Genomic DNA, 19780 nt, shown 5'->3' with positions numbered 1-19780 from the left:
CAAACTCTTCAGTTCAATACTGCTTGGGTTTTTAAGAAACCCTAAACTTGGCTCAGCAATCTCAAATGACTATGTGATTTCTCGCATGGCCACTTGTGATGCTGATAATCTTTTTGACTATCAGTCCGTACTCACAAGCACCCACACGAATTGCTTGATTCGATTTGTTAAAGAGCGTTTGGTTAAGAGCTTTTCGTCTCAACCGAGGCGCGCATTCTACGCTTTCCTCACTTGCTGTCAAGCGTTTATTTTGAAGTTTTTTACCGCCACTTTCTTTTGAAAGCTAACAACTTCAACAACTTACCGCTTGCCTCGAAGCGTTCAACGCTGCGAGGAGGCGAATAATACGCGCTTTGAAATCAGAGTCAACACCCTGTTCTAAAAAAGTTTTCGACAGCGTTTCGCTTCCCTGTCCGCAACTAATGAAAGCGCCGCGGATCAGTAGATAAACAATCCTACGGAGCGTAGCGGCCATGAGCGATGCGCAGAGCGAGAAGACCCCCGGCTTGTCGGCGGATGAAGAGCAGGAAGTCAGCCACAACCAGCCGCCGCGGGCGGCAGTGCTGCACGAGATCATCCGCTATCAGGGCGATCAGGAGCTCGAGCGTACCCTCGCCGCGCTGTGGTGGTCAGCATTGGCCGCCGGTTTGTCCATGGGGCTGTCACTGATGGCCATGGGGCTCTTCTACGCACGCCTGCCGGAAGGCGGCAGTGCCCAGGTGGTAGCCAGCATCGGCTATAGCGCAGGCTTTCTCGCAGTGATTCTGGCCCGCCAGCAACTGTTCACCGAAAACACCCTTACTGCCGTACTGCCGGTCATGACCAGCCCTACCCTGGCCAACTTCGGGCGCCTGCTGCGGTTGTGGGGCGTGGTGCTGCTCGGCAATCTGGCGGGCACCCTTCTGGTGGCCTGGGTAATGCTGGAACTGCCGATCTTCGACAGCAAGACCGATGTCGCCTTTCTGGAGGTCGGCCGTAAGGTCATGAAGAATGACATCAGCCAGATGTTCGCAAAAGGCATCGTCTCGGGCTGGATGATTGCCACCATGGTCTGGATGATCCCGTCCATGGAACACGCCAAGATCTGGATCATCCTGATGATCACCTACCTGATGGCCCTCGGCGATTTCACCCATATAGTAGTGGGCTCGGTGGAAGTGTCCTATCTGGTCTGGGCCGGCGATGAAACCTGGCGCAGCTTCTGGCTGGAGTTTGCCCTGCCGACACTGGCGGGCAACATCATCGGCGGCAGCTTCATCTTCGGCTTGATCAGCCATGCACAAGTACGCAGTGACAGTGGCAAACCGCCCTCCCGGCTATTGAAGGAGGAACAGGCACCGCCCAGACAAAGAACCAACGACAGGGCGTGATGCTCAGCGGCCCGCTATCGCTCGCTCATGCTCCTGGCCGCGCTGACGCACAGGCCGCGGCTGCCACCAATTCTGCCCGGCATGGGGCGAGTCGAGACTGACCCGCTCCCCCATCTGCGGCGTGCTCAGGCGCACCTGGGCCTGGGTGGCCAGGGCCAGAATGCGCTCGAAGGGCTCCTGCCAGCCGTGGATGGACAGGTCGAAGGTGCCATTGTGAATCGGCAGCATCCAGCGCCCACGCAAGTCCAGGTGAGCCTGCAGGCTCTGCTCCGGCTGCATGTGCACGTCAGGCCAGGCAGCGTTGTAGGCGCCGGTCTCGATCAGGGTCAGGTCAAATGGGCCGAAACGTTCGCCTATGTGCTTGAAGCCATCGAAATAGCCGGTATCGCCACTGAAAAACACCCGCAGCCCCTCGTCGAGGATCACCCATGACGCCCATAGCGTGCGGTTGCTGTCCAGCAAGCCACGCCCAGAAAAATGCTGTGCCGGGGTAGCGACGAAGCGCACGCCCTCCACTTCGCTCTCCTGCCACCAGTCCAGTTGACGCACCTTTGCCGGCTCTACACCCCAACGTGTCAGCAGGTCGCCTACCCCCAGCGGCGCCAGGAATACGCCCGTGCGCGACGCCAACTGGCGTATCGCCTGCTCGTCCAGATGGTCGAAGTGATCGTGCGACAACACCACCGCCGCCAGCGGCGGCAACTGGTCCAGCCCCAGCGGTGGTGCGTGAAAGCGTTGTGGGCCAGCCCACTGCACCGGAGAGGCGCGCTCGGCGAACACAGGGTCGGTAATGAAGAAGCGCCCGCGCAATTTCAACAATACCGTTGAGTGACCCAGCCGCCACAAGCTGTGGTCGGGTGCGTCGAGCAGTTGCTGAAGGGTCATCGGTTGCACGCTGATCGGGGTGGCCGGGCGGGTTTCCGGTGGCTTGCGCAGAAACAGATATTTGAGCCCGATGCGCAGCTTCTTCAACACGCCATCCTGGGGCAGCAACGCCTGGTTGTGAAAACGCCCTTCCCGCTGTGGCGCCGGCTCACCGGCAGCATTGGTCAAAGCAACCATCAGCAACACTCCGAGCAACAGAAAAGCCTTCATGTTACCCCACAGTGACCGGATCAACCGTGAATTGGCTTGCAAGGTCATTTTTCGTCGATGAAACACTGTTCAACATTATTCATGCGAGTTATGCGATAAACGGTACCCGGCAGAAGAATACGACCATGATGGACAACCGCAGCGGCAAAGGCCTTTCATTCGTCAAGCGCATCTACTTGCCCCGCATCATCGGCCTGGGCATCGGCATGTTCAGCGTGATGGCGGCCATTGCCCCACTGGCGCCCCCCATGTGGGCGTGGCTACTGGTGCTGTTCAACGGCCTTTTGTGGCCACACGTTGCATTTCTCTGGGCTACCCGCTCTGCAACACCGTATCAGGCAGAACAGCGCAACCTGCTGCTGGACTCGCTGATGGGTGGGTTCTGGGCAGCTACCATGCACTTCAACCCACTACCCACCGTTACCGTGCTGTCGATGATGACCATGAACAACGTCGCTGCAGGCGGCAAGCGCATGCTCTTTCGCGGAATGTGGGCGCAACTGGCCGGCATGCTGCTCGCCATCGTGCTACTAGGGCCCGGCCTGCAACTTGCTGCTACGCCGCTGCAGGTGTATGCCTGCCTGCCCATGCTGACGCTATACCCGCTGGCACTCGGCTGGGTGTGCTACCAGCTGGCGATCAAACTGGGCGACCACAAGCGCCGGTTAAGTGCCCTGAGCCTCACCGACAGCCTGACCGGCCTGCTCAACCACGGGGCGTGGAAAGACCTGCTGCTGCTGAAGTTCCAGGCATGTAGACAGCAGCAGGGGCATGCGGTGATTGCCCTGATCGACATCGACCATTTCAAGACCATCAACGACACCTTTGGCCACGTAGTCGGTGACTGTGTCCTACGCCAGCTCAGCAGCGAACTGCGGCGCAGCCTGCGCGAGGCCGACCAGGCCGGGCGTTATGGTGGCGACGAGTTCTGCGTGATTCTGCCCGATACCAGCGAAGCCCAGGCCTGCCAAGCCATGGAGCGCCTGCGCGAACGGGTTTCCAGCTACCGCAACCCCCAATTGCCGCATCTGCGCATCAGCCTGAGTATCGGCCTGTCACCATTCGAAGCGGGGTTGCAATCCCCCGAGCATTGGCTGGAGCAAGCGGACAAGGCGCTATACACCGCCAAGCACGCCGGCCGCGATCAGGTCAATTTCGCCCGCGGTGAAGCTGCCACGCTCAGGCTGGCCTATCCTGATTGAACCTGCTGCCTGACTGCCTGGCGGGAGGTTGCCTGAAGGAGCCGCTCGCGCATGGCCAGGACCGCCAAGCTTCCACCCGCCAGCCCCACACCCAGATTTCAGGTGCGCCATCTCATTGTCGGGTTCAGTGCTGTGTTCGGCCTGGCCTGCCTGACCATACTCGGCGCCTTGTTCAACATCGCCAGTACCCTTGACCAGCAGGAGCGCCAGCGCAGTACCTTTCAGGCTACCCAGGCTCTGGAACAACGGCTGCTCGCCTCGCGGCAGTTCCTGTCCAGTTATGCGGTGTGGGATGCAGCCTTCGACCATTTGGCTGGCCAGGCCGACTGGAAATGGGCCTATGACGAGAAAAACGTCGGCGAGTCGCTCTACAGCGCCAGTGGCTATGAAGGGGTGTTCGTGGTGGAGGATGCCCGCACGACCTACGCCCTGTTCAAAGGCCAACCCAGCCAGGCGGCGGCGAACACCTACATCGATGCAGCCCTGCAGCCAATCATCGATCAGGCCCGTACAGCTGCGATATCACGCGAGCAGGTCACCCATTTCGTCCTGTTCAATGGCTGGCCGGCCGTGCTCAGCGCTGCAGCCGTGCGCCCTGACCGGGAGGTGACTGACAGCGAAGTGCGCCAGGCGCCGGTGATGCTGTTCGTCGACCAGCTCACCGAGGACAAGCTGGCACGCCTGAGCAGTGGCGCCGGCCTGACCGGTATGCACGTGGAAAAGGATGATAGGGGTGACCACGGGCATCAGCGCATCGACCTGGGCGACACCGGCTATCATTTGTCCTGGAGCAGCCCGCTGCCGGGCCGCCAGTTGCTGCATGCCGTATTGCCGCCGCTGCTGAGTGCACTGCTGATCCTCGGCCTGATCATGCTGTACCTGTTTCGCCATGCCCTGCGCAGCTCGCGAGCGGTTGGCCTCACGCTTTCGCACCTGCAACAGAGCAACCAGGCCCTGGAGGCCAGCGAGCAACGGTTTCGTGCAGTGGCCGAGTCGGCTTCGGACTGGATATGGGAGACCGATCGGCAACAACGCCTGACCTACCTGTCACAGCGCTTTGCCAACGTCACTGGCTACCCAGTCGACAACTGGCTGGGGCACCCGCTCAACCAGCTGCTGGCTTGCGATACCACACCCCTGTCACCCTGGCTGGATGCCTTGGCCAGCGCCGACCCGCAGCAGCTGGCCAACTTGCGCTGCACCTACCGCGACCAGAATGGCCAGAACCGCTACTGCCGGATCTCCGCCCGCGCCATCTGGCGCCACGACAAGCCCATTGGTTTTCGCGGTACCGCCAGTGACATCACCGACGAAGTCGATGCCCACGCACGCATCCAGCATCTGTCGCTGCACGACCCCTTGACCGGGCTGGCCAACCGCAACAAGCTCGCCAGGCACCTGGAGCAGGCGCTGCTGCGAGGCAGCGACTCGCCGCCACTGAGCTTGCTACTGCTGGACCTGGACAACTTCAAGCCGATCAACGATTCACTAGGCCATGCCGCCGGGGATGCCGTGCTGCAGGAAGTGGCAACGCGCCTGCGCGACACCACCCGCGAAGGGGACCTGGTCGCGCGCCTGGGCGGCGACGAGTTCATCCTGGTGCTGAGTGGCATGGACAACCGCAGCGAAATCGACCGTTTCTGTGCGCGCCTGATCGGCCTGCTGCAGCAGCCTGTCGTCTTCGACGGCCAGCCCCTGCACGTCGGCGCCAGCATTGGTGTCGCCCAGACGCGTACCCAGGGCTTCGATGCTGGCGAACTGATCCGCTGCGCCGACATTGCGTTGTACCAGGCCAAGGCCGACGGCAAGAACACCTGGCGCTACTTCGCCGCCGAAATGAATCAGCAGATCCAGTACCGCCGCCAGCTGGAGAACGACCTGCGCCGGGCCCTGCGCAATCAGGAGTTCGAACTGCACTACCAGCCGCGCTACCGCCTGAGTGACCTGCGTATCGTCGCTGTCGAAGCCTTGCTGCGCTGGCAGCACCCGCAAGAAGGCTTGCTGGGCCCCGATACGTTCATCCCGCTGGCCGAGCAGAGCGACATCATTGTCGCGCTGGGCCGCTGGGTGCTGCGAGAAGCCTGCCGGACCGCCCATGACTGGCCCGCCGACATTCTGGTGTCGGTGAACCTGTCGCCTGCGCAGTTCCTGCGCAGCGATGTGGTAGCGGATGTGCGCGAAATACTGCTGGACACGGCGTTCCCGGCCCAGCGTCTGGAACTGGAAATTACCGAGAACGTGATGCTCAACGACATCGAGGGCGCGCTGGGTACCATGCTGTCGCTCAAGGAACTGGGCGTGCGACTGAACATGGACGACTTCGGCACCGGTTATTCATCGCTGGGCTACCTGCGCACTTACCCTTTCGACAGCATCAAGATCGACAAGCGTTTCATCAGCGGCCTGAACAACAATGGCGGCAGCGACCGCGCCGTGGTCCAGGCCATCATCAACCTGGGTGAGGCGATGGGCCTGACCGTGACGGCCGAAGGCGTAGAAAGCGAACAACAGCTCAAGACGCTAGAGAAGGATCGCTGCCATGAGGTGCAGGGCTATTACCTGAGCCGGCCGCTGGACAGTGCGGGGGTGGTGGCGTTGTTGCAGGACCCCGCCCGAAGCAGCGCGCGCCCTCTGTAGGTACGGGCTGGCCCGCAAATGCCATCTCGCCACTTGAATCGTTCGCGGTCAGACCCGCCCCAACAGGCCCTCAGCCAGGCTGCTGAAGCCTGCGCTCGGCCACGATCTCCGGCAGGTCACGGCGAGGCAAGTAGGCACGCAGCGGCTCGCCGATATTCAGGCGGTCATCCACATGCTGCTCCAGCAACAACGCCAGCCGTTCCCGGCACAGCGCCATTCGCGCACCTTGCCCGGGCCGCCAGACAAATTCGCTACAAGGGGTGATGCTGGCGTCGGCCACATCCATGCCGAACGAATCCTCTGAAAAGCGCACGATATGCACGCCGCGCTTGCCGTGAAAACCGACAAAACCCTTGAGCTGGTTGGCGGCGTTGCAGATGTCCTGGGACGTGATGGCCATGACGTAACCTCGCAATGAATTCGGAAGATACGCACGCCGGGCGGTAAGGGTTGCCTCTGCCGGGCAACTCGCAACGGCCAGCCTAATGCAAGTGGTCAACCACGCGCCATGACTTTGCTCAATTGCACGCCGCTGCATCGACCTGGCTACGCAGCACTTCGGCCAACCACTGCATGAATGCCTGCACCCGGCGTGGCACATGCCGCTGCCGGGCATACAGCAGCGATACCGGCATGGCCGGCGCTTGCCAGTCTTCCAGCACAGAAACCAACTCGCCGCGCTGAAGGTGCCCGGCCACCCCCACCGCCGGGGCCTGGATCAACCCCAGCCCCGCCAGGCATGCCGCCGAGTAGGCTTCGGCGTTGTTGACCGTGACCACGCCGGCCATGGCCTGGTACCGCACCTCACCCCCCAGCAGGTATTCGAACCCGGCACTGCGCGCACCCAGCGTGCGCACGTAATGCACCAGTTGGTGCCCTGCCAGGTCCTGCAAGTCATGCGGTATCCCATAGCGGGCCAGATAGCCAGGGCTTGCACAGTTGAGCATGCTCAGTTGCCCGACCGGGCGTGCCACCACATCCAGGTCATGCAAGGCGCCAATGCGCATGACGCAGTCGAAACCTTCGCGCAGCAGGTCGACCTGGCGGTCGGTGCAACTGAGTTCCACTTCCAGACGTGGAAAGCGCTGCAGAAACTGCGGGAGCATCGGAATGATCACCCGTCGCGCCATCATGGTCGGCAGGTCGATACGCAGGCGCCCAGCCAGTTCAGCATCGTCGGCACTGAACAGGCTCTCGATTTCGTCCATGCCAGACAACAGGTCCTTGCTCCGCTCGTACAACAAGGCGCCATCCTGGGTCGCTTGCACACGGCGGGTGGTGCGGTTGAACAACCGCGTACCCAACAGGCGTTCCAGCGCCCTCACCTGCTCCGACACCGTTGAACGTGGCAGCCCCAGGCTCTCGGCGGCCAGGGTAAAACTGCTGACCTCACTGACTCGCACAAAGGTGCGCAACAACTCCAGCTTATTCACTAACGGCCTCGACTATCCGGTTTTAACGAACAGTATTTCCATATTTACCGGATTTAACAGTACCCGCACGACCAATAACCTGTGCTGACTCCCCAACACGAGGCTTTCACGATGACTCGCAAAATTGCCCTGATCACTGGCGCCAGCCGCGGCCTTGGCCGCAACGCAGCCGAACACCTGGCTGCACGCGGTATCGATGTCGTGGGTACCTACCATAGCCAGGCGGACGAAGCGCAGCGCGTGGCGACCCGGCTGGAGCAAGCCGGGGTCAAGGCAGCCATGTTGCAACTGGACGTCAGCGACAGCAGCAGTTTTGCCAGCTTCGCCGAGCGCCTGGGCAGCACCCTGCAGCAGCACTTTGGGCGCGAGCGCCTCGACTTTCTGGTGAACAATGCCGGGATCGGGCTGAACGTGCCATATGTTGAAACCAGCGAAGCGCAGTTCGACCAGCTGCTGAACATTCAGCTCAAAGGGCCGTTCTTCCTCACTCAGCGCTTGCTGCCGCTGTTGGTGGACAATGGGCGGATCATCAACATTTCCACGGGGCTGGCGCGCTTTGCCCTGCCGGGCTATGCCGCCTATGCGGCGATGAAGGGTGCGATGGAGGTGCTGACCCGCTACCAGGCCAAGGAGCTGGGACCGCGCGGCATTCGAGTGAACATTCTGGCACCCGGAGCGATCGAGACCGATTTCGGTGGCGGCGTGGTGCGGGATAACCAGCAGGTGAATGATTACATCGCCGGCAATACCGCGCTGGGCCGGGTAGGTTTGCCAGATGATATAGGGGCAGCAATTGCGTTGTTGCTGGAAGACGGTAACGGCTGGATTACCGGCCAGCGGCTGGAGGTTTCAGGCGGCATGTTCCTCTAGCTTCGAAAGGGTGGGGGCCCGTTGCGGCCCCAGGGCCCTCACTGCCGATCCGCATCCTCATGCACCTGCACGCTCGCGGTCATGCCGGCACTCAGGACCACGCCTTCCGGCACCTGGTCCAGGCGAATCCTCACCGGTATGCGCTGTGCCAGTCGCACCCAGTTGAAGGTCGGCTCCACTTCCGGCAGCAACTGGCTGTCGGGGTTGCTGTTGCGGTCGGTGATGCCGCGACTGATGCTTTCCACATGCCCCTGCATCGGTTCGCCCGCACCCATCAGCCAGACTTTCACCGTGTCGCCTACGCGGATGCGCGGCAACTTGGTTTCTTCGAAGTAGGCCTGGATATAGAAGGTTGAATCATCCACCAAGGCCATCACCGACTCCCCGGTGTTGACGTAGTTGCCTTCGGCCAGGCGCAGGTTGGTGATGTGCCCACTGCGTGGAGCACGCACCTCGCTGCGCGCCAGGTTGATCTTCGCTACCTGCAGCTGGGCCTCGGCCTCATGCAGCTCACCCCGGGCAATCGCAGCATTGATCTGGGCATTTTCACGCAGTTCGGCACTGATCGCCTCCGGCCCAAGGGCGGTACGTCTGGCCGCTTCACGCTCACGCAAGCGCAGTTGCTGCGCCCGTGTTTCGGTCACCGCGCTGGCCTGGTCGAATGCTGCCTGAAAGCGCTCGCGGTCGATGCTCATCAATAGGTCGCCCGCCTTGACCTGCTGGTTGTCGTGCACTTTTAGCTCGCGCACCCACCCCGAAACGTCAGGGGCAATTACCACCACATCGGCGCGCACGCGGGCATCGCGTGTCCAGGGTGTAAGCATGTAGTACTGCCACAGCTGATAGCCGGCCAACACGGCCAGGGCCACCACGCACAGGGTTACCAGAGTACGTACGGCCGCACGCATCGAAACACTCCTTTATAAAGCTCCCAGCAGGCGTACCACCAGGAACAACACACAAACGAACAGCGCCGCATCGAACAGCGCTTCATGCCAGATCCACCGCCCCAGTGGCGTGGCCTGAACCAGCAAGCGCAACAGGCCAGTCAACGCCAGCGCCAGTAACACATAAAGTAGAAACGGGCTGAGCAGCACGCCGCCCACTGCCCACTCACGCAACCCCATGAGCTTCCTCCTGCCAGCGGCACCATTTGCCCCAGCTTTTCTGCAATTGCAGCACCGCACCCTCTGCCAAACGCAGCGGGTCGCTGGCAGGCAAGCGGCGCAAGGCGGCAATGAACTGTTCACTGGCGCTGTCAAGGCGCTGCCCACGGCCGGCCGCTGGCCCTTTGGCCAGTACCGCCTCCACCTGCTGCAGGTACTCACGTTCGGCCTGCCCCAAGGGGGCCTGGGCGACCGCGAGACACATGCGCAGGTGGACCAGTTCGTCACCGATATCCAGCCCATGCAGGCCGTCGTCCCAGCGCTTGCCTTCGCTTTCCGGTAATTCACTGGCATGTCGCGCCAGTTGCATCAACCGGTCGGCCATACGCCCGCCAAACCAGGTATCGGCCCCGCGCAGGTCACGCCGGGTCAGGCGCACCAGATCGCTCTGGGTGGCGGCGCGCAGGCGTCGGCCCAGCCAGGCCGGGTGGCGGAACACCAACAAACGAAAGGCCATGACCGCCGCCGACACACCAACCAACATGGCCAGTGCGCTGTTCAGCATGGTCGCCACGCCGAACTGCATGGCGTTCAGTGGCGACACCAGCACGATGAAATGCAGGCAATAGGAGGTGGCCGTGGCACCGGTACGTGGGTGGGCCATGCCCAAAGCGCCGAAAAACAGCGGCACCCCCATGCCTAGGCAGAGCATGGCGAAGCTGCTCCATTGCGGCAGCAGAATCTGCCCGACCAGAAATGCCGCGGGAATCGCCAGAAAGATACCGCGCAAGAAACTTAGGCCAATCTGGGCGCCGTTCTCCCGACTGGCGAACAAGCTGCAGACCACGCAGGTCAGCACCAGACCACCCGGTGCAGAAGGCCAAGCGGTGGCCAGCCAGAAACCACTCATGACCAGAAAAGCTAGCGCACTCCGCGAACCGAACAGCAACGCCAATGACCAGTCACGGTGCACCGCCAGGCCCTGGGCCACATCCTTCGGCGCCCTGCCCGCTTCGACATCCTCCAGCGCCTGGCCGGCGGCCATGGCGTAGTCCAGCAGCAAGGCCATGCGCGCCAGGCAGAAGTGTTCGGCCGAACTGATCCGCTCATCGTGAGCGGCATCCCAGATGCGCTGGCGCAGCAACAACAAGCTGGGCTGATCGGGGTTGCCCAGCGACGTGCGCACTTGCTGCAACCAAGGCGCAAGGCGTTCGGCCTCGCGCTCATCCAACTGCCGCCATTGCCGGCGCACCGACCTGGAAATACGCAACAGCACCATCAGTTTCTGGCTCAGGCCGCGAATGCCACGCGCACGCTGGCGACCGCGATTGCCTTCGAACCAGGCATGTTCGCGCTGGCTGTCGATGGCAACGATGCGTCCCAGGCTCTCCAGCAAGCCCTTGCGCGCCTCGTCTTCGCCGCCCAGCATGGCACTGGCGGCCTGCAGGCCGTTCTGCCAGGCCTGCCGCGCCTGCCCACCCAATTGCTGTTCGACCCGCATTGGCCAGAGCAAGGCACTGCTGGCCGTGGCGCAGAAAATTCCCAGGCAGATCTCGGTGCAACGGGCTACGGCCTGATCGAATACCTGGAGCGGGTGGTCGATTGCCGGCAATGCGATGATCGCCGCGGTATAACCGGCCAGTACGAAGGCGTAAGCCCAGGCACTGCGCAACTGGGTGGACGCGGCGGTGCACAGCGCCAGCCACAAGGCCAGGGTGAGCAGAAACAGCCAAGGGGTCTGGGCGAACAGGCCGATAAACAGCACCGACATGGCAGTGCCGACCAAGGTGCCGGCCAACCGCGCCAGGCCCTTTTGAACCACCATGCCAGATAGAGGCTGGGCGACGATGAAGGCCGTCATCAAAGCCCACGACGGTTGTTCCAGGCCCCAGCGCATCGCCAACCAGAGCGCCAAGCCGCCGCCAAGCAGGGTCTTGATGGCGAATTTGAGGGCGAGGCTGCTGGGGGCGAACAGGGCCTGGAAGGTGATGGGCACTCGGCGGACCTTGCGGGGAATGATCTTACTGAAAAGATAGACAATGGAGAGCAGGATAAAGCGTAAATGAATAATTAGCTAGCTAATCATCTTTATTGGCGCGCATGCATCACAGGAATCTGAGGCAAAAAAAATGGGCGACCGAAGTCGCCCTAAATGCCTTGCGTGCTCGCATACCCAGAAGGTCAGCGCGGCTTGCGCTTGTTCGAGTCCTTCCAGATGAAAATGCCCAGACCGGCAAAGAAAGCGACCATCAGGCCGACCGTTACCACACCGGCGATAACCACATTGTCGAAGAACATGTTGGCCTCCCCATTCGTTTGCCGCTGTCCGATGGGAGCAAGTTAACCAATGCGGGGAGTGGGGAAATTGATCGAGGTCAATGGTGCCCGGGACCGGGCACGCGAGGCGGGTGCAGGGTTGACTTGCGTCAAGTTTCAGCGCTTTTTCGGCTTGCCCTTGGGTTTCTTTTTCTTGCTGGCGCCCAACGGCAGGGCCTGTTCGAAGGCATTGCGCATTTCGTTCAGGCGCTTTTCCTTCAGGTCATGGACGCGCTTGGCGCGTTCGGCATCGAAATCGATGAGGTTGTCTTGGCTCATGGGTGGTCTCGACGATCAACTGAGGCTTGCATGATGAAGCCAGGCGCTGGCGCTGACCAGCCCCGCGTCAGACTTCGATGTCCACCAGCAGGCCCTGGCGTACGTGCTCGCCCATCAGTGGAGCCACCGGCACGGTGTTGTCGGCGTTGACCTCGTCACCGGGCACGGCTTGATAGCGCCCCTGGTCCCCCTGTTGTCGGCGTTGCTGCTGACGCCGCTGGTCATCGCGCAGCAGCAATGCCTGCTCCTGCGGGTCGCGCTGCTGCTTGAGGTCAATGGCACTTTCGCCGGACGCAGGCTGCGTCGGCACCACCGGCTTGATGTCGGGGGTTGGCTTGACCGGGTCCTGTTGCGAGGTCACCGGAGCGGCACTGAGCGGAATGAGCGGCGGCAGCATGGACGTTCTCCTATGCCCGCTGTATCGGCAGGCGCGGGTTTACCTTGATGGCTTGGACAACATTTACTCGGGTTCGTCGTCAAGGTCGTCATCGCTGGGTGGGCTGGCTTCGCTCCACGGCCGCTTGTAGACCTGCTGCCAGACTGCATCCATATGATCGCGCAATACCTGCGGCGCGGCTTTCAGCGAGGCGCTGTCGTCGCGCTCGCCGCCGACCGGTTCTTCGCCCGCCGGGGTGATCAGCGACTGGCCGGTAATGGTGTAGCTCGCCTGCCCTTCGCGCATCTCGATGGCAATGTCGTGGGGGTCGATACCGCCACCACAGAAGGCATGGCTGGCCACCGTCACCTCGGCTACGCCGTCCTTGTTCAGGTCGCTGACATCACTCACGTCATTATAGAAGTCCACATCCAGGTCCAGCCCCGGGCAGGTGGTTTCCTGTTCGATCTGCCAGCGCGCTTTGAAGGCATCGCTTTCGGCTGCACGCCCGTACAAGGTGGCCTTGAGTACCACCTTGTCCACTTCCTGCTCGCTTTCGGGGTCGCTGGCCTGGCCGTCGCTGCGGCTCAACACCAGCAAGCCTTCGCCATCGCGGTCACGAAAGTGCACGCTCTTGATTGGCGTCTGCACGCCCAGTACCTCAAGCTGCTCCATTGGAATGGGGGGCAAGGGCTCGTAGTTCTTCTGCTCGCAGCCGCTCAGCAGCAACAGGCTGCCCACGGCCATCGAGGTGCTGATCCAGCAATGCTTGGCAGACATGTTGATCCGTGGCCCTCGTCGGCGGCGCAGTACAGGGCGATGAAACGGCTAGACTGTGCTTTCGAATGCTTTCGGTGCGCTCGGCACTTTGGTCTGACCGGCCGATCCGTTAACATAATCGGCTTTTTCATCGCGGGAGTTCAGGCAGTATGGCGCAGCAGTATCAACCGGGGCAACGCTGGATCAGCGACAGCGAAGCAGAGCTCGGCCTGGGTACCATCCTGGCGCAGGATGGCCGCCTGTTGACCGTGCTCTACCCGGCCACTGGCGACACCCGCCAGTATTCCCTGCGCAACGCGCCGCTGACCCGCGTGCGCTTCTCGCCAGGTGACCAGATCACCCACTTCGAAGGCTGGAAGCTCACCGTGCGTGAGGTCGAGGACATCGACGGGCTGATGGTCTACCACGGCCTGGACGGGCAAAACCAGCCGCGTACCCTGCCGGAAACCCAGCTGTCCAACTTCATCCAGTTCCGCCTGGCCAGCGACCGCCTGTTCGCCGGGCAGATCGACCCGCTGTCGTGGTTCAGCTTGCGCTACAACACTCTGCAGCACACCAGCAAGCAGATGCAGTCGCCACTGTGGGGCCTGGGCGGTTGTCGCGCGCAACCCATCGCCCACCAGTTGCACATCGCCCGCGAAGTCGCCGACCGCAGCGCCCCACGGGTATTGTTGGCCGACGAAGTGGGCTTGGGTAAAACCATCGAGGCCGGCCTGGTCATTCACCGCCAACTGCTGTCGGGCCGCGCCAGCCGCGTACTGATCCTGGTGCCGGAAAACCTCCAGCACCAGTGGCTGGTGGAAATGCGCCGTCGCTTCAACCTGCAGGTGGCACTGTTCGACGCCGAGCGCTTCATCGAAAGCGATGCCAGCAACCCGTTCGAAGACGCCCAACTGGCGCTGGTTGCCCTGGAATGGCTGGTCGAGGACGAAAAGGCCCAGGACGCGCTGTTTGCCGCCGGCTGGGACCTGATGGTGGTCGACGAAGCCCACCACCTGGTCTGGCACGAAGACCAGGTCAGCGCCGAATACGGCCTGGTCGAGCAACTGTCCCAGGTAATTCCGGGCGTCCTGCTGCTCACCGCCACCCCCGAGCAGCTCGGCCAGGACAGCCACTTCGCCCGCCTGCGCCTGCTCGACCCCAACCGCTTCCACGACCTGGCCGCCTTCCGCGCCGAGAGCGAGCACTACCGCCCGGTGGCCGAAGCCGTGCAGGAACTGCTTGACGAAGGCCGCCTGTCGCCCAAGGCTCACGCCACTATCCAGGGCTTTCTGGGCGCCGAGGGCGAAGCCCTTCTGGCCGCGGTCAGCGATGGCGACACCCAGGCCAGCGCGCGCCTGATCCGCGAACTGCTCGACCGCCACGGCACTGGCCGCGTGCTGTTCCGTAACACCCGTGCTGCGGTCCAGGGCTTCCCTGAGCGGCAGTTGCACCCTTACCCGGTGGCCATGCCCGAGCAGTACCGCGACCTGCCAGCAGGCGAGCGAGCGGAGCTGTACCCGGAAGTTGCCTTCCAGGCTCAGGGTGACGTGGCCGACGACCAGCGCTGGTGGCGTTTCGACCCCCGGGTCGATTGGCTGATCGACACCCTGAAGATGCTCAAACGCACCAAGGTACTGGTGATCTGTGCCCACGCTGAAACCGCCATGGACCTGGAAGACGCCTTGCGCGTGCGCTCCGGCATTCCGGCCTCGGTGTTCCATGAAGGCATGAGCATCCTCGAGCGTGACCGCGCCGCCGCCTACTTCGCCGATGAAGAATTCGGCGCCCAAGTGCTGATCTGTTCCGAGATCGGCAGTGAAGGCCGCAACTTCCAGTTTTCGCACCACCTGGTGATGTTTGACCTGCCGGCACACCCGGACCTGCTGGAGCAGCGCATCGGCCGCCTCGACCGGATCGGCCAGAAGCACACCATCCAGCTGCATGTGCCGTATCTGCAGGACAGCCCGCAAGAACGCCTGTTCCAGTGGTACCACGAGGGCCTCAACGCCTTCCTGAATACCTGCCCGACCGGCAATGCCCTGCAACACCAATTCGGCCCACGCCTGCTGCCGCTGCTCGAAGGTGGTGAAAGCAAGGCCTGGGAGGCCCTGGTGGCAGACGCACGCGGCGAGCGCGAGCGCCTGGAAGCCGAACTGCACACCGGCCGGGATCGCCTGCTGGAGCTGAATTCTGGCGGCGCCGGTGAGGGCGAAGCGCTGGTGGAGGCCATTCTTGAACAGGACGACCAATTCGCCCTGCCGATTTACATGGAAACCCTGTTCGACGCCTTCGGTATCGACAGCGAGGACCATTCCGAAAACGCCCTGATTCTCAAACCGAGCGAGAAGATGCTCGACGCCAGCTTCCCGCTGGGCGACGACGAAGGCGTCACCATCACCTACGACCGTGTGCAGGCGCTGTCTCGCGAGGACATGCAGTTCCTCACCTGGGAACACCCGATGGTGCAGGGCGGCATGGACCTGGTGCTGTCCGGTTCGATGGGCAACACCGCCGTGGCGCTGATCAAGAACAAAGCACTGAAGCCGGGTACCGTGCTGCTGGAGCTGCTGTTCGTGAGCGAGGTGGTGGCACCCCGCAGCCTGCAACTGGGCCGCTATCTGCCACCGGCTGCGTTGCGCTGCCTGCTCGATGCCAACGGCAACGACCTGGCATCGCGCGTGGCGTTCGAAACCCTCAACGATCAGCTCGAAAGCGTGCCGCGAGCCAGCGCCAACAAGTTCGTCCAGGCCCAGCGCGATGTGCTGGCCAAGCGTATCAGCGGCGGCGAGCAGAAAATTCTGCCGACCCACGTCGAGCGTGTGGCCGAAGCCCAGCGCCGCCTCGCAGCCGAGGCCGACGAAGAGCTGGCGCGCCTGGTAGCGTTGCGAGCGGTCAACCCGAGTGTACGTGACAGCGAAATCGACGCCTTGCGCAAGCAGCGCGAAGATGGCCTGGCGATGCTGGAGAAGGCCGCCCTGCGCCTGGAAGCCATTCGCGTACTGGTGGCTGGCTAAGCAAGATCAGGCCCCGCTGCCCCTGGGGGCGCGGGGCCCGCTCCCACAGGGACAGCAATATTCCTGGCAGCGATTGAAACGATAACCAAATGGTAGAAATCAATATGCCATTATTCAGGAAGGCTTAAACACCTCTTCCTATACTGCCTCTGGACAGTCTGCACAGGGTTGTAGCGCAGACGAGTGAAAACTCGATCAAGAGGCATTCCATGGAGTGGCTGGGGCTGCAACTGTTCGCCGATCTTCCGGCATCCGGGCGTATCGTCATCGATTGTCGGCATGAGCCGCTGCTGGTTCTGCTCGCCTATTTCGTCGCCTGCGCAGCCTGCTTCGCCACCCTCGACATGGCCGAGCGCCAGTCTCACAGCGACGACCCCACCGCACACCGACAATGGAACATGCTCGGCGCCTGCTGCCTGGCGGGTGGCATCTGGGCCATGCATTTCATCAGCATGCTGGCCTTTCAGGCCCCGGTGGAAGTGCACTACGACGTTTCCTTGACCATCCTTTCGCTGCTTATCGCCCTGGGCGTGGCCTGGCTGGCCATGCACAGCCTCGAACGCAAGCAGATGCGTGGGTGGCATTTCGTGCAAAGCGCGGTACTGATCGGCCTGGGCATCATCCTGATGCACTTTGTCGGCATGGCCGCGATGGAAACCGGCGCTCGTCAGTACTACCAGACCGGGCTGCTACTGACCTCCGCCGCCATTGCCCTGCTCACCAGCCTGGCTGCACTGTGCATGGCCCGCTATTTCCGCAATGGCAGCGGTACCCTGTACCAAGCCATGAAATATGGCGCCAGCCTGCTGATGGCGGGCGGCATCGTTGCCACCCACTTTACCGCGATGTCGGCCATGACCCTGGTCATTCCGGCCGATACCGCGCTACGTCTGCCGTCTGGCGACAACAGCCTCCAACTGGCGCTGGGCATTGGCTTCATCACCTTGCTGATCAGTGGCGCGAGCATCAGTGCCGCGCTGGCGGACAAAAAGCTGCAAAGCAAGGACCACGACCTGCGCCGGGTCAGCGAGCTGCTCAGCCAGCTGGACCAAGCCCGCGCTTCGCTGCAGCAGGCGGCCCACTATGACGCCCTGACCAACCTGGTCAATCGCCGTGGCTTCAACCAGGTGCTCGCCGAACGCCTGGCTGAGCACCAGGCCAGCGAAAGCCGCCTGGCCGTGATGTTCCTCGACATCGACCATTTCAAGCGCATCAATGACAGCCTCGGTCACGACGCCGGTGACCAGCTGCTCAAGGTGATTGCCAACCACATCAAGGCGGCCACCCGTAGCCACGACCTGGTGGCGCGCTTTGGCGGCGACGAATTCTGCGTGGTCACCAGCCTCAACAACCGTGATGAAGCCCGCCACCTCGGCCAGCGCATCATGCAACGCATGAAAGACCCCATCGACCTTGGCGGCCGGCGGATGGTCATGACCACCAGCATCGGCATCAGCATTTTCCCGGACGATGGCAAAACCGCCGAAGAGCTGCTCAAGCATGCCGACCTGGCCCTGTATCAATCCAAGGACAACGGGCGCAACAGCCTCAACTTCTTCAACGACAGCCTGAAGGCGCGGGCCTCGATTGCCTTGCAACTGGAAGAAGAACTGCGCCTGGCCCTGCTGGAAGAACGCGGGTTGTGCGTGCATTACCAGCCAATTTTTGACCTGCGCCATGGGCATGTGGCCAAACTGGAGGCCTTGGTGCGCTGGCAGCATCCGCAGCATGGCCTACTCGGCCCCGATCGCTTTATCGGTATTGCCGAAGCCAACGGCCTGATCATCGACCTTGACCTGTGGGTGCTGCGCCACGCCTGTGCCGACCTCGCCTACCTGCAACGCCACGGTTATGGCGAGCTCAAGGTCACGGTCAATTGCTCGGCTGTGACCTTGAGCCACGACGAACTCCCCCACGAAGTGGAGATGGCGCTGTTCCATGCCGGGCTCTCGGCGCGCCAGCTGGAGCTGGAGATAACCGAAAACGCCCTGATGGGTGATATCCAGCGCACTGTCAACCTACTCAAGCGCGTTCGTGCCCTGGGCGTGGCTCTGTCGATCGACGATTTCGGCACCGGCTACTCCTCCCTCGCCTATCTCAAACGCCTGCCGCTGGACGTGCTGAAGATCGACCGCACTTTCCTGCAGGACGTACCCGGCAGCCAGAAAGACCGCGAAATCGTCCAGGCGATCATCATCATGGCGCATACCTTGCACCTGCAGGTGGTCAGCGAGGGTGTGGAAACCCCCGAGCAACGTGCGTTTCTTGAAAGCCATGGCTGCGACTACCTGCAGGGCTACCTGCTGGCGCGCCCACTGCCGATGGGCGAACTGCAGCCACTGCTTGAGCGGCTGCGCCAGGATGCTGTGCTCAGCCCTTGTTGCGATACAGTTCTACCAGGGTCGCCGGATCTTTATGCAGGTAACCCTGGCTACCGTGCAGGCGCATCAACTGCGCGGCGAGGCCACTGAGCGGTGTTGCCGAACCCTGCTCGCGTGAGAACTTGACCGCGCCATCGAGGTCCTTGAGCAACGTGCGCACGTGCCACTTGATCGGCTCGAACCGGCTTTCGGCCATTTGTGGCGCAAGGATCTGCAACGGTTTTGAATCGGCAAAACCGCCGGCAAGCGCTTCGGCGATCAGTGTCGCGTCCACCCCGGACTGTTCGGCCAGTGCCACCACTTCGGCAATCACCAAGGCATTGCAGGCCACGATCATCTGGTTACAGGCCTTGGTCACCTGGCCGGCACCCACTGCGCCCATGTGCGTCACCCGCTGGCCAAGCACCTGCAAAACCGGATGCGCGCGCTGCAGGTCAGCCGTGTCGCCGCCGACCATGATTGCCAGGGTGCCAGATTCGGCACCGGGCGTGCCGCCAGAAACCGGCGCATCCAGCCAGGCCATCCCGCACAGCACCGCCAGTTCAGCGGCCATTTCACGGGTGGCGGTGGGTTCGAGGCTGGAGAAATCGATCAGCAACTGGCCGCTGCGCCCACCTTGGGCAATGCCTTGCTCACCGAACACTACCTCGCGCACCACTGCGGTGTCGGCCAGGCACAGCAGCACCATGTCGCTGTCACGACACAGCTCGGCCGGGCTGGTGGCCAGGCGTGCGCCGGCGGCGACCAGCGCAGCGCACTTGTCCGGGCTGCGGTTCCACACGGTCAGCGGATAACCCGCGGCCAGCAGACGTCGGCACATGGGCAGGCCCATCAGGCCGATACCGGCGAATCCAAGCGAAGGTAGTGCAGTACTCATCGATGACTCCTGACTCAGTCGAACATTTCCAGGCTGGCCACAAGCGGCCTGGTAGGACCAAG

General features: G+C 62.4%; 17 protein-coding genes and 1 pseudogene. 7 read left to right on the top strand and 11 right to left on the bottom strand.

Annotated features, from left to right (window positions below; all coding sequences use genetic code 11):
- Both DMX11_RS26100 and DMX11_RS01955 read left to right on the top strand, forming a co-directional pair.
- Window positions 1-280 (top strand): annotated as a pseudogene (locus DMX11_RS26100) (hypothetical protein); the annotation flags it as partial.
- A 193-nt stretch (window positions 281-473) separates the two neighbouring features.
- Window positions 474-1370, top strand: a complete 897-nt coding sequence (locus tag DMX11_RS01955) for a formate/nitrite transporter family protein (protein ID WP_110742886.1) — start codon at window positions 474-476, stop codon at window positions 1368-1370.
- 3 nt (window positions 1371-1373) lie between these two features.
- Here DMX11_RS01955 and DMX11_RS01950 read toward each other — a convergent pair whose 3' ends face one another.
- Window positions 1374-2465: an MBL fold metallo-hydrolase gene (locus DMX11_RS01950; RefSeq protein WP_110742909.1), complete on the bottom strand. Its 1092-nt coding sequence runs from the start codon at window positions 2463-2465 to the stop codon at window positions 1374-1376.
- A 128-nt stretch (window positions 2466-2593) separates the two neighbouring features.
- On the opposite strand from DMX11_RS01950, the gene DMX11_RS01945 reads away from it, so the two are divergent.
- Both DMX11_RS01945 and DMX11_RS01940 read left to right on the top strand, forming a co-directional pair.
- The gene (locus tag DMX11_RS01945; RefSeq protein WP_110742907.1) at window positions 2594-3667 is read left to right on the top strand and encodes a diguanylate cyclase; all 1074 of its coding nucleotides are present in this window, start codon (window positions 2594-2596) and stop codon (window positions 3665-3667) included.
- A gap of 51 nt (window positions 3668-3718) precedes the next feature.
- A complete protein-coding gene (locus tag DMX11_RS01940) occupies window positions 3719-6304 on the top strand; it encodes an EAL domain-containing protein (protein WP_110742884.1) in 2586 nt (861 codons plus the stop codon).
- Between the two features lie 70 nt (window positions 6305-6374).
- On the opposite strand, the gene DMX11_RS01935 is transcribed toward DMX11_RS01940, so the two are convergent.
- Together DMX11_RS01935 and DMX11_RS01930 are read right to left on the bottom strand one after the other, a co-directional pair.
- A complete protein-coding gene (locus DMX11_RS01935; RefSeq protein WP_110742882.1) occupies window positions 6375-6704 on the bottom strand; it encodes a DUF2025 family protein in 330 nt (109 codons plus the stop codon).
- A 118-nt stretch (window positions 6705-6822) separates the two neighbouring features.
- Complete coding sequence (locus tag DMX11_RS01930; RefSeq protein WP_110742881.1) at window positions 6823-7737, bottom strand: LysR family transcriptional regulator; 915 nt, start codon at window positions 7735-7737, stop codon at window positions 6823-6825.
- Between the two features lie 111 nt (window positions 7738-7848).
- On the opposite strand from DMX11_RS01930, the gene DMX11_RS01925 reads away from it, so the two are divergent.
- Window positions 7849-8607 (top strand): SDR family NAD(P)-dependent oxidoreductase, encoded by a 759-nt coding sequence (locus tag DMX11_RS01925; RefSeq protein WP_110742879.1) that lies wholly within the window; start codon window positions 7849-7851, stop codon window positions 8605-8607.
- A 38-nt stretch (window positions 8608-8645) separates the two neighbouring features.
- Here the strand turns inward: DMX11_RS01925 and DMX11_RS01920 are convergent, their stop codons facing one another.
- The 7 genes from DMX11_RS01920 to DMX11_RS01900 all read right to left on the bottom strand — a co-directional run bounded on the left by DMX11_RS01920 (window position 8646) and on the right by DMX11_RS01900 (window position 13464).
- On the bottom strand, window positions 8646-9515 hold the full coding sequence (locus DMX11_RS01920) for an HlyD family secretion protein (protein ID WP_110742877.1): 870 nt from the start codon (window positions 9513-9515) through the stop codon (window positions 8646-8648).
- A gap of 12 nt (window positions 9516-9527) precedes the next feature.
- Window positions 9528-9734, bottom strand: a complete 207-nt coding sequence (locus DMX11_RS01915) for a DUF1656 domain-containing protein (protein ID WP_110742876.1) — start codon at window positions 9732-9734, stop codon at window positions 9528-9530.
- On the bottom strand, window positions 9721-11709 hold the full coding sequence (locus DMX11_RS01910) for an FUSC family protein (protein WP_110742874.1): 1989 nt from the start codon (window positions 11707-11709) through the stop codon (window positions 9721-9723). The genes DMX11_RS01915 and DMX11_RS01910 overlap by 14 nt, the downstream gene beginning before the upstream one ends.
- 185 nt (window positions 11710-11894) lie before the next feature.
- Complete coding sequence (ccoM, locus tag DMX11_RS26330) at window positions 11895-12011, bottom strand: cytochrome c oxidase subunit CcoM (RefSeq protein ID WP_003254862.1); 117 nt, start codon at window positions 12009-12011, stop codon at window positions 11895-11897.
- A 135-nt stretch (window positions 12012-12146) separates the two neighbouring features.
- Window positions 12147-12308 carry a hypothetical protein gene (locus DMX11_RS26010; protein WP_177410696.1) on the bottom strand — a complete coding sequence of 54 codons (162 nt, stop codon included), beginning with the start codon at window positions 12306-12308 and terminating at the stop codon, window positions 12147-12149.
- A 67-nt stretch (window positions 12309-12375) separates the two neighbouring features.
- Window positions 12376-12705 carry an aspartate-semialdehyde dehydrogenase gene (locus tag DMX11_RS01905; RefSeq protein WP_110742872.1) on the bottom strand — a complete coding sequence of 110 codons (330 nt, stop codon included), beginning with the start codon at window positions 12703-12705 and terminating at the stop codon, window positions 12376-12378.
- Window positions 12706-12768: 63 nt separating this feature from the next.
- Entirely contained in the window at window positions 12769-13464 is a 696-nt protein-coding gene (locus tag DMX11_RS01900; protein WP_110742870.1) for a M949_RS01915 family surface polysaccharide biosynthesis protein, read from the bottom strand.
- Between the two features lie 149 nt (window positions 13465-13613).
- Here DMX11_RS01900 and rapA point away from each other — a divergent pair, with 149 nt between their 5' ends.
- On the top strand, window positions 13614-16460 hold the full coding sequence (gene rapA / locus DMX11_RS01895; protein ID WP_110742869.1) for an RNA polymerase-associated protein RapA: 2847 nt from the start codon (window positions 13614-13616) through the stop codon (window positions 16458-16460).
- 209 nt (window positions 16461-16669) lie between these two features.
- Window positions 16670-18931 (top strand): bifunctional diguanylate cyclase/phosphodiesterase, encoded by a 2262-nt coding sequence (locus tag DMX11_RS01890; RefSeq protein WP_110742867.1) that lies wholly within the window; start codon window positions 16670-16672, stop codon window positions 18929-18931.
- Here DMX11_RS01890 and DMX11_RS01885 read toward each other — a convergent pair.
- Window positions 18831-19718 carry an NAD(P)-dependent oxidoreductase gene (locus tag DMX11_RS01885; protein WP_110742866.1) on the bottom strand — a complete coding sequence of 296 codons (888 nt, stop codon included), beginning with the start codon at window positions 19716-19718 and terminating at the stop codon, window positions 18831-18833. The genes DMX11_RS01890 and DMX11_RS01885 overlap by 101 nt on opposite strands.
- Window positions 19719-19780 lie beyond the last annotated feature (62 nt).

Source organism: Pseudomonas sp. LB-090624 (assembly GCF_003205205.1).
Lineage (GTDB): Bacteria > Pseudomonadota > Gammaproteobacteria > Pseudomonadales > Pseudomonadaceae > Aquipseudomonas.
The sequence above is the reverse complement of the archived record's forward strand: the minus strand, read 5'-3'. Positions and strand labels throughout refer to the sequence as shown.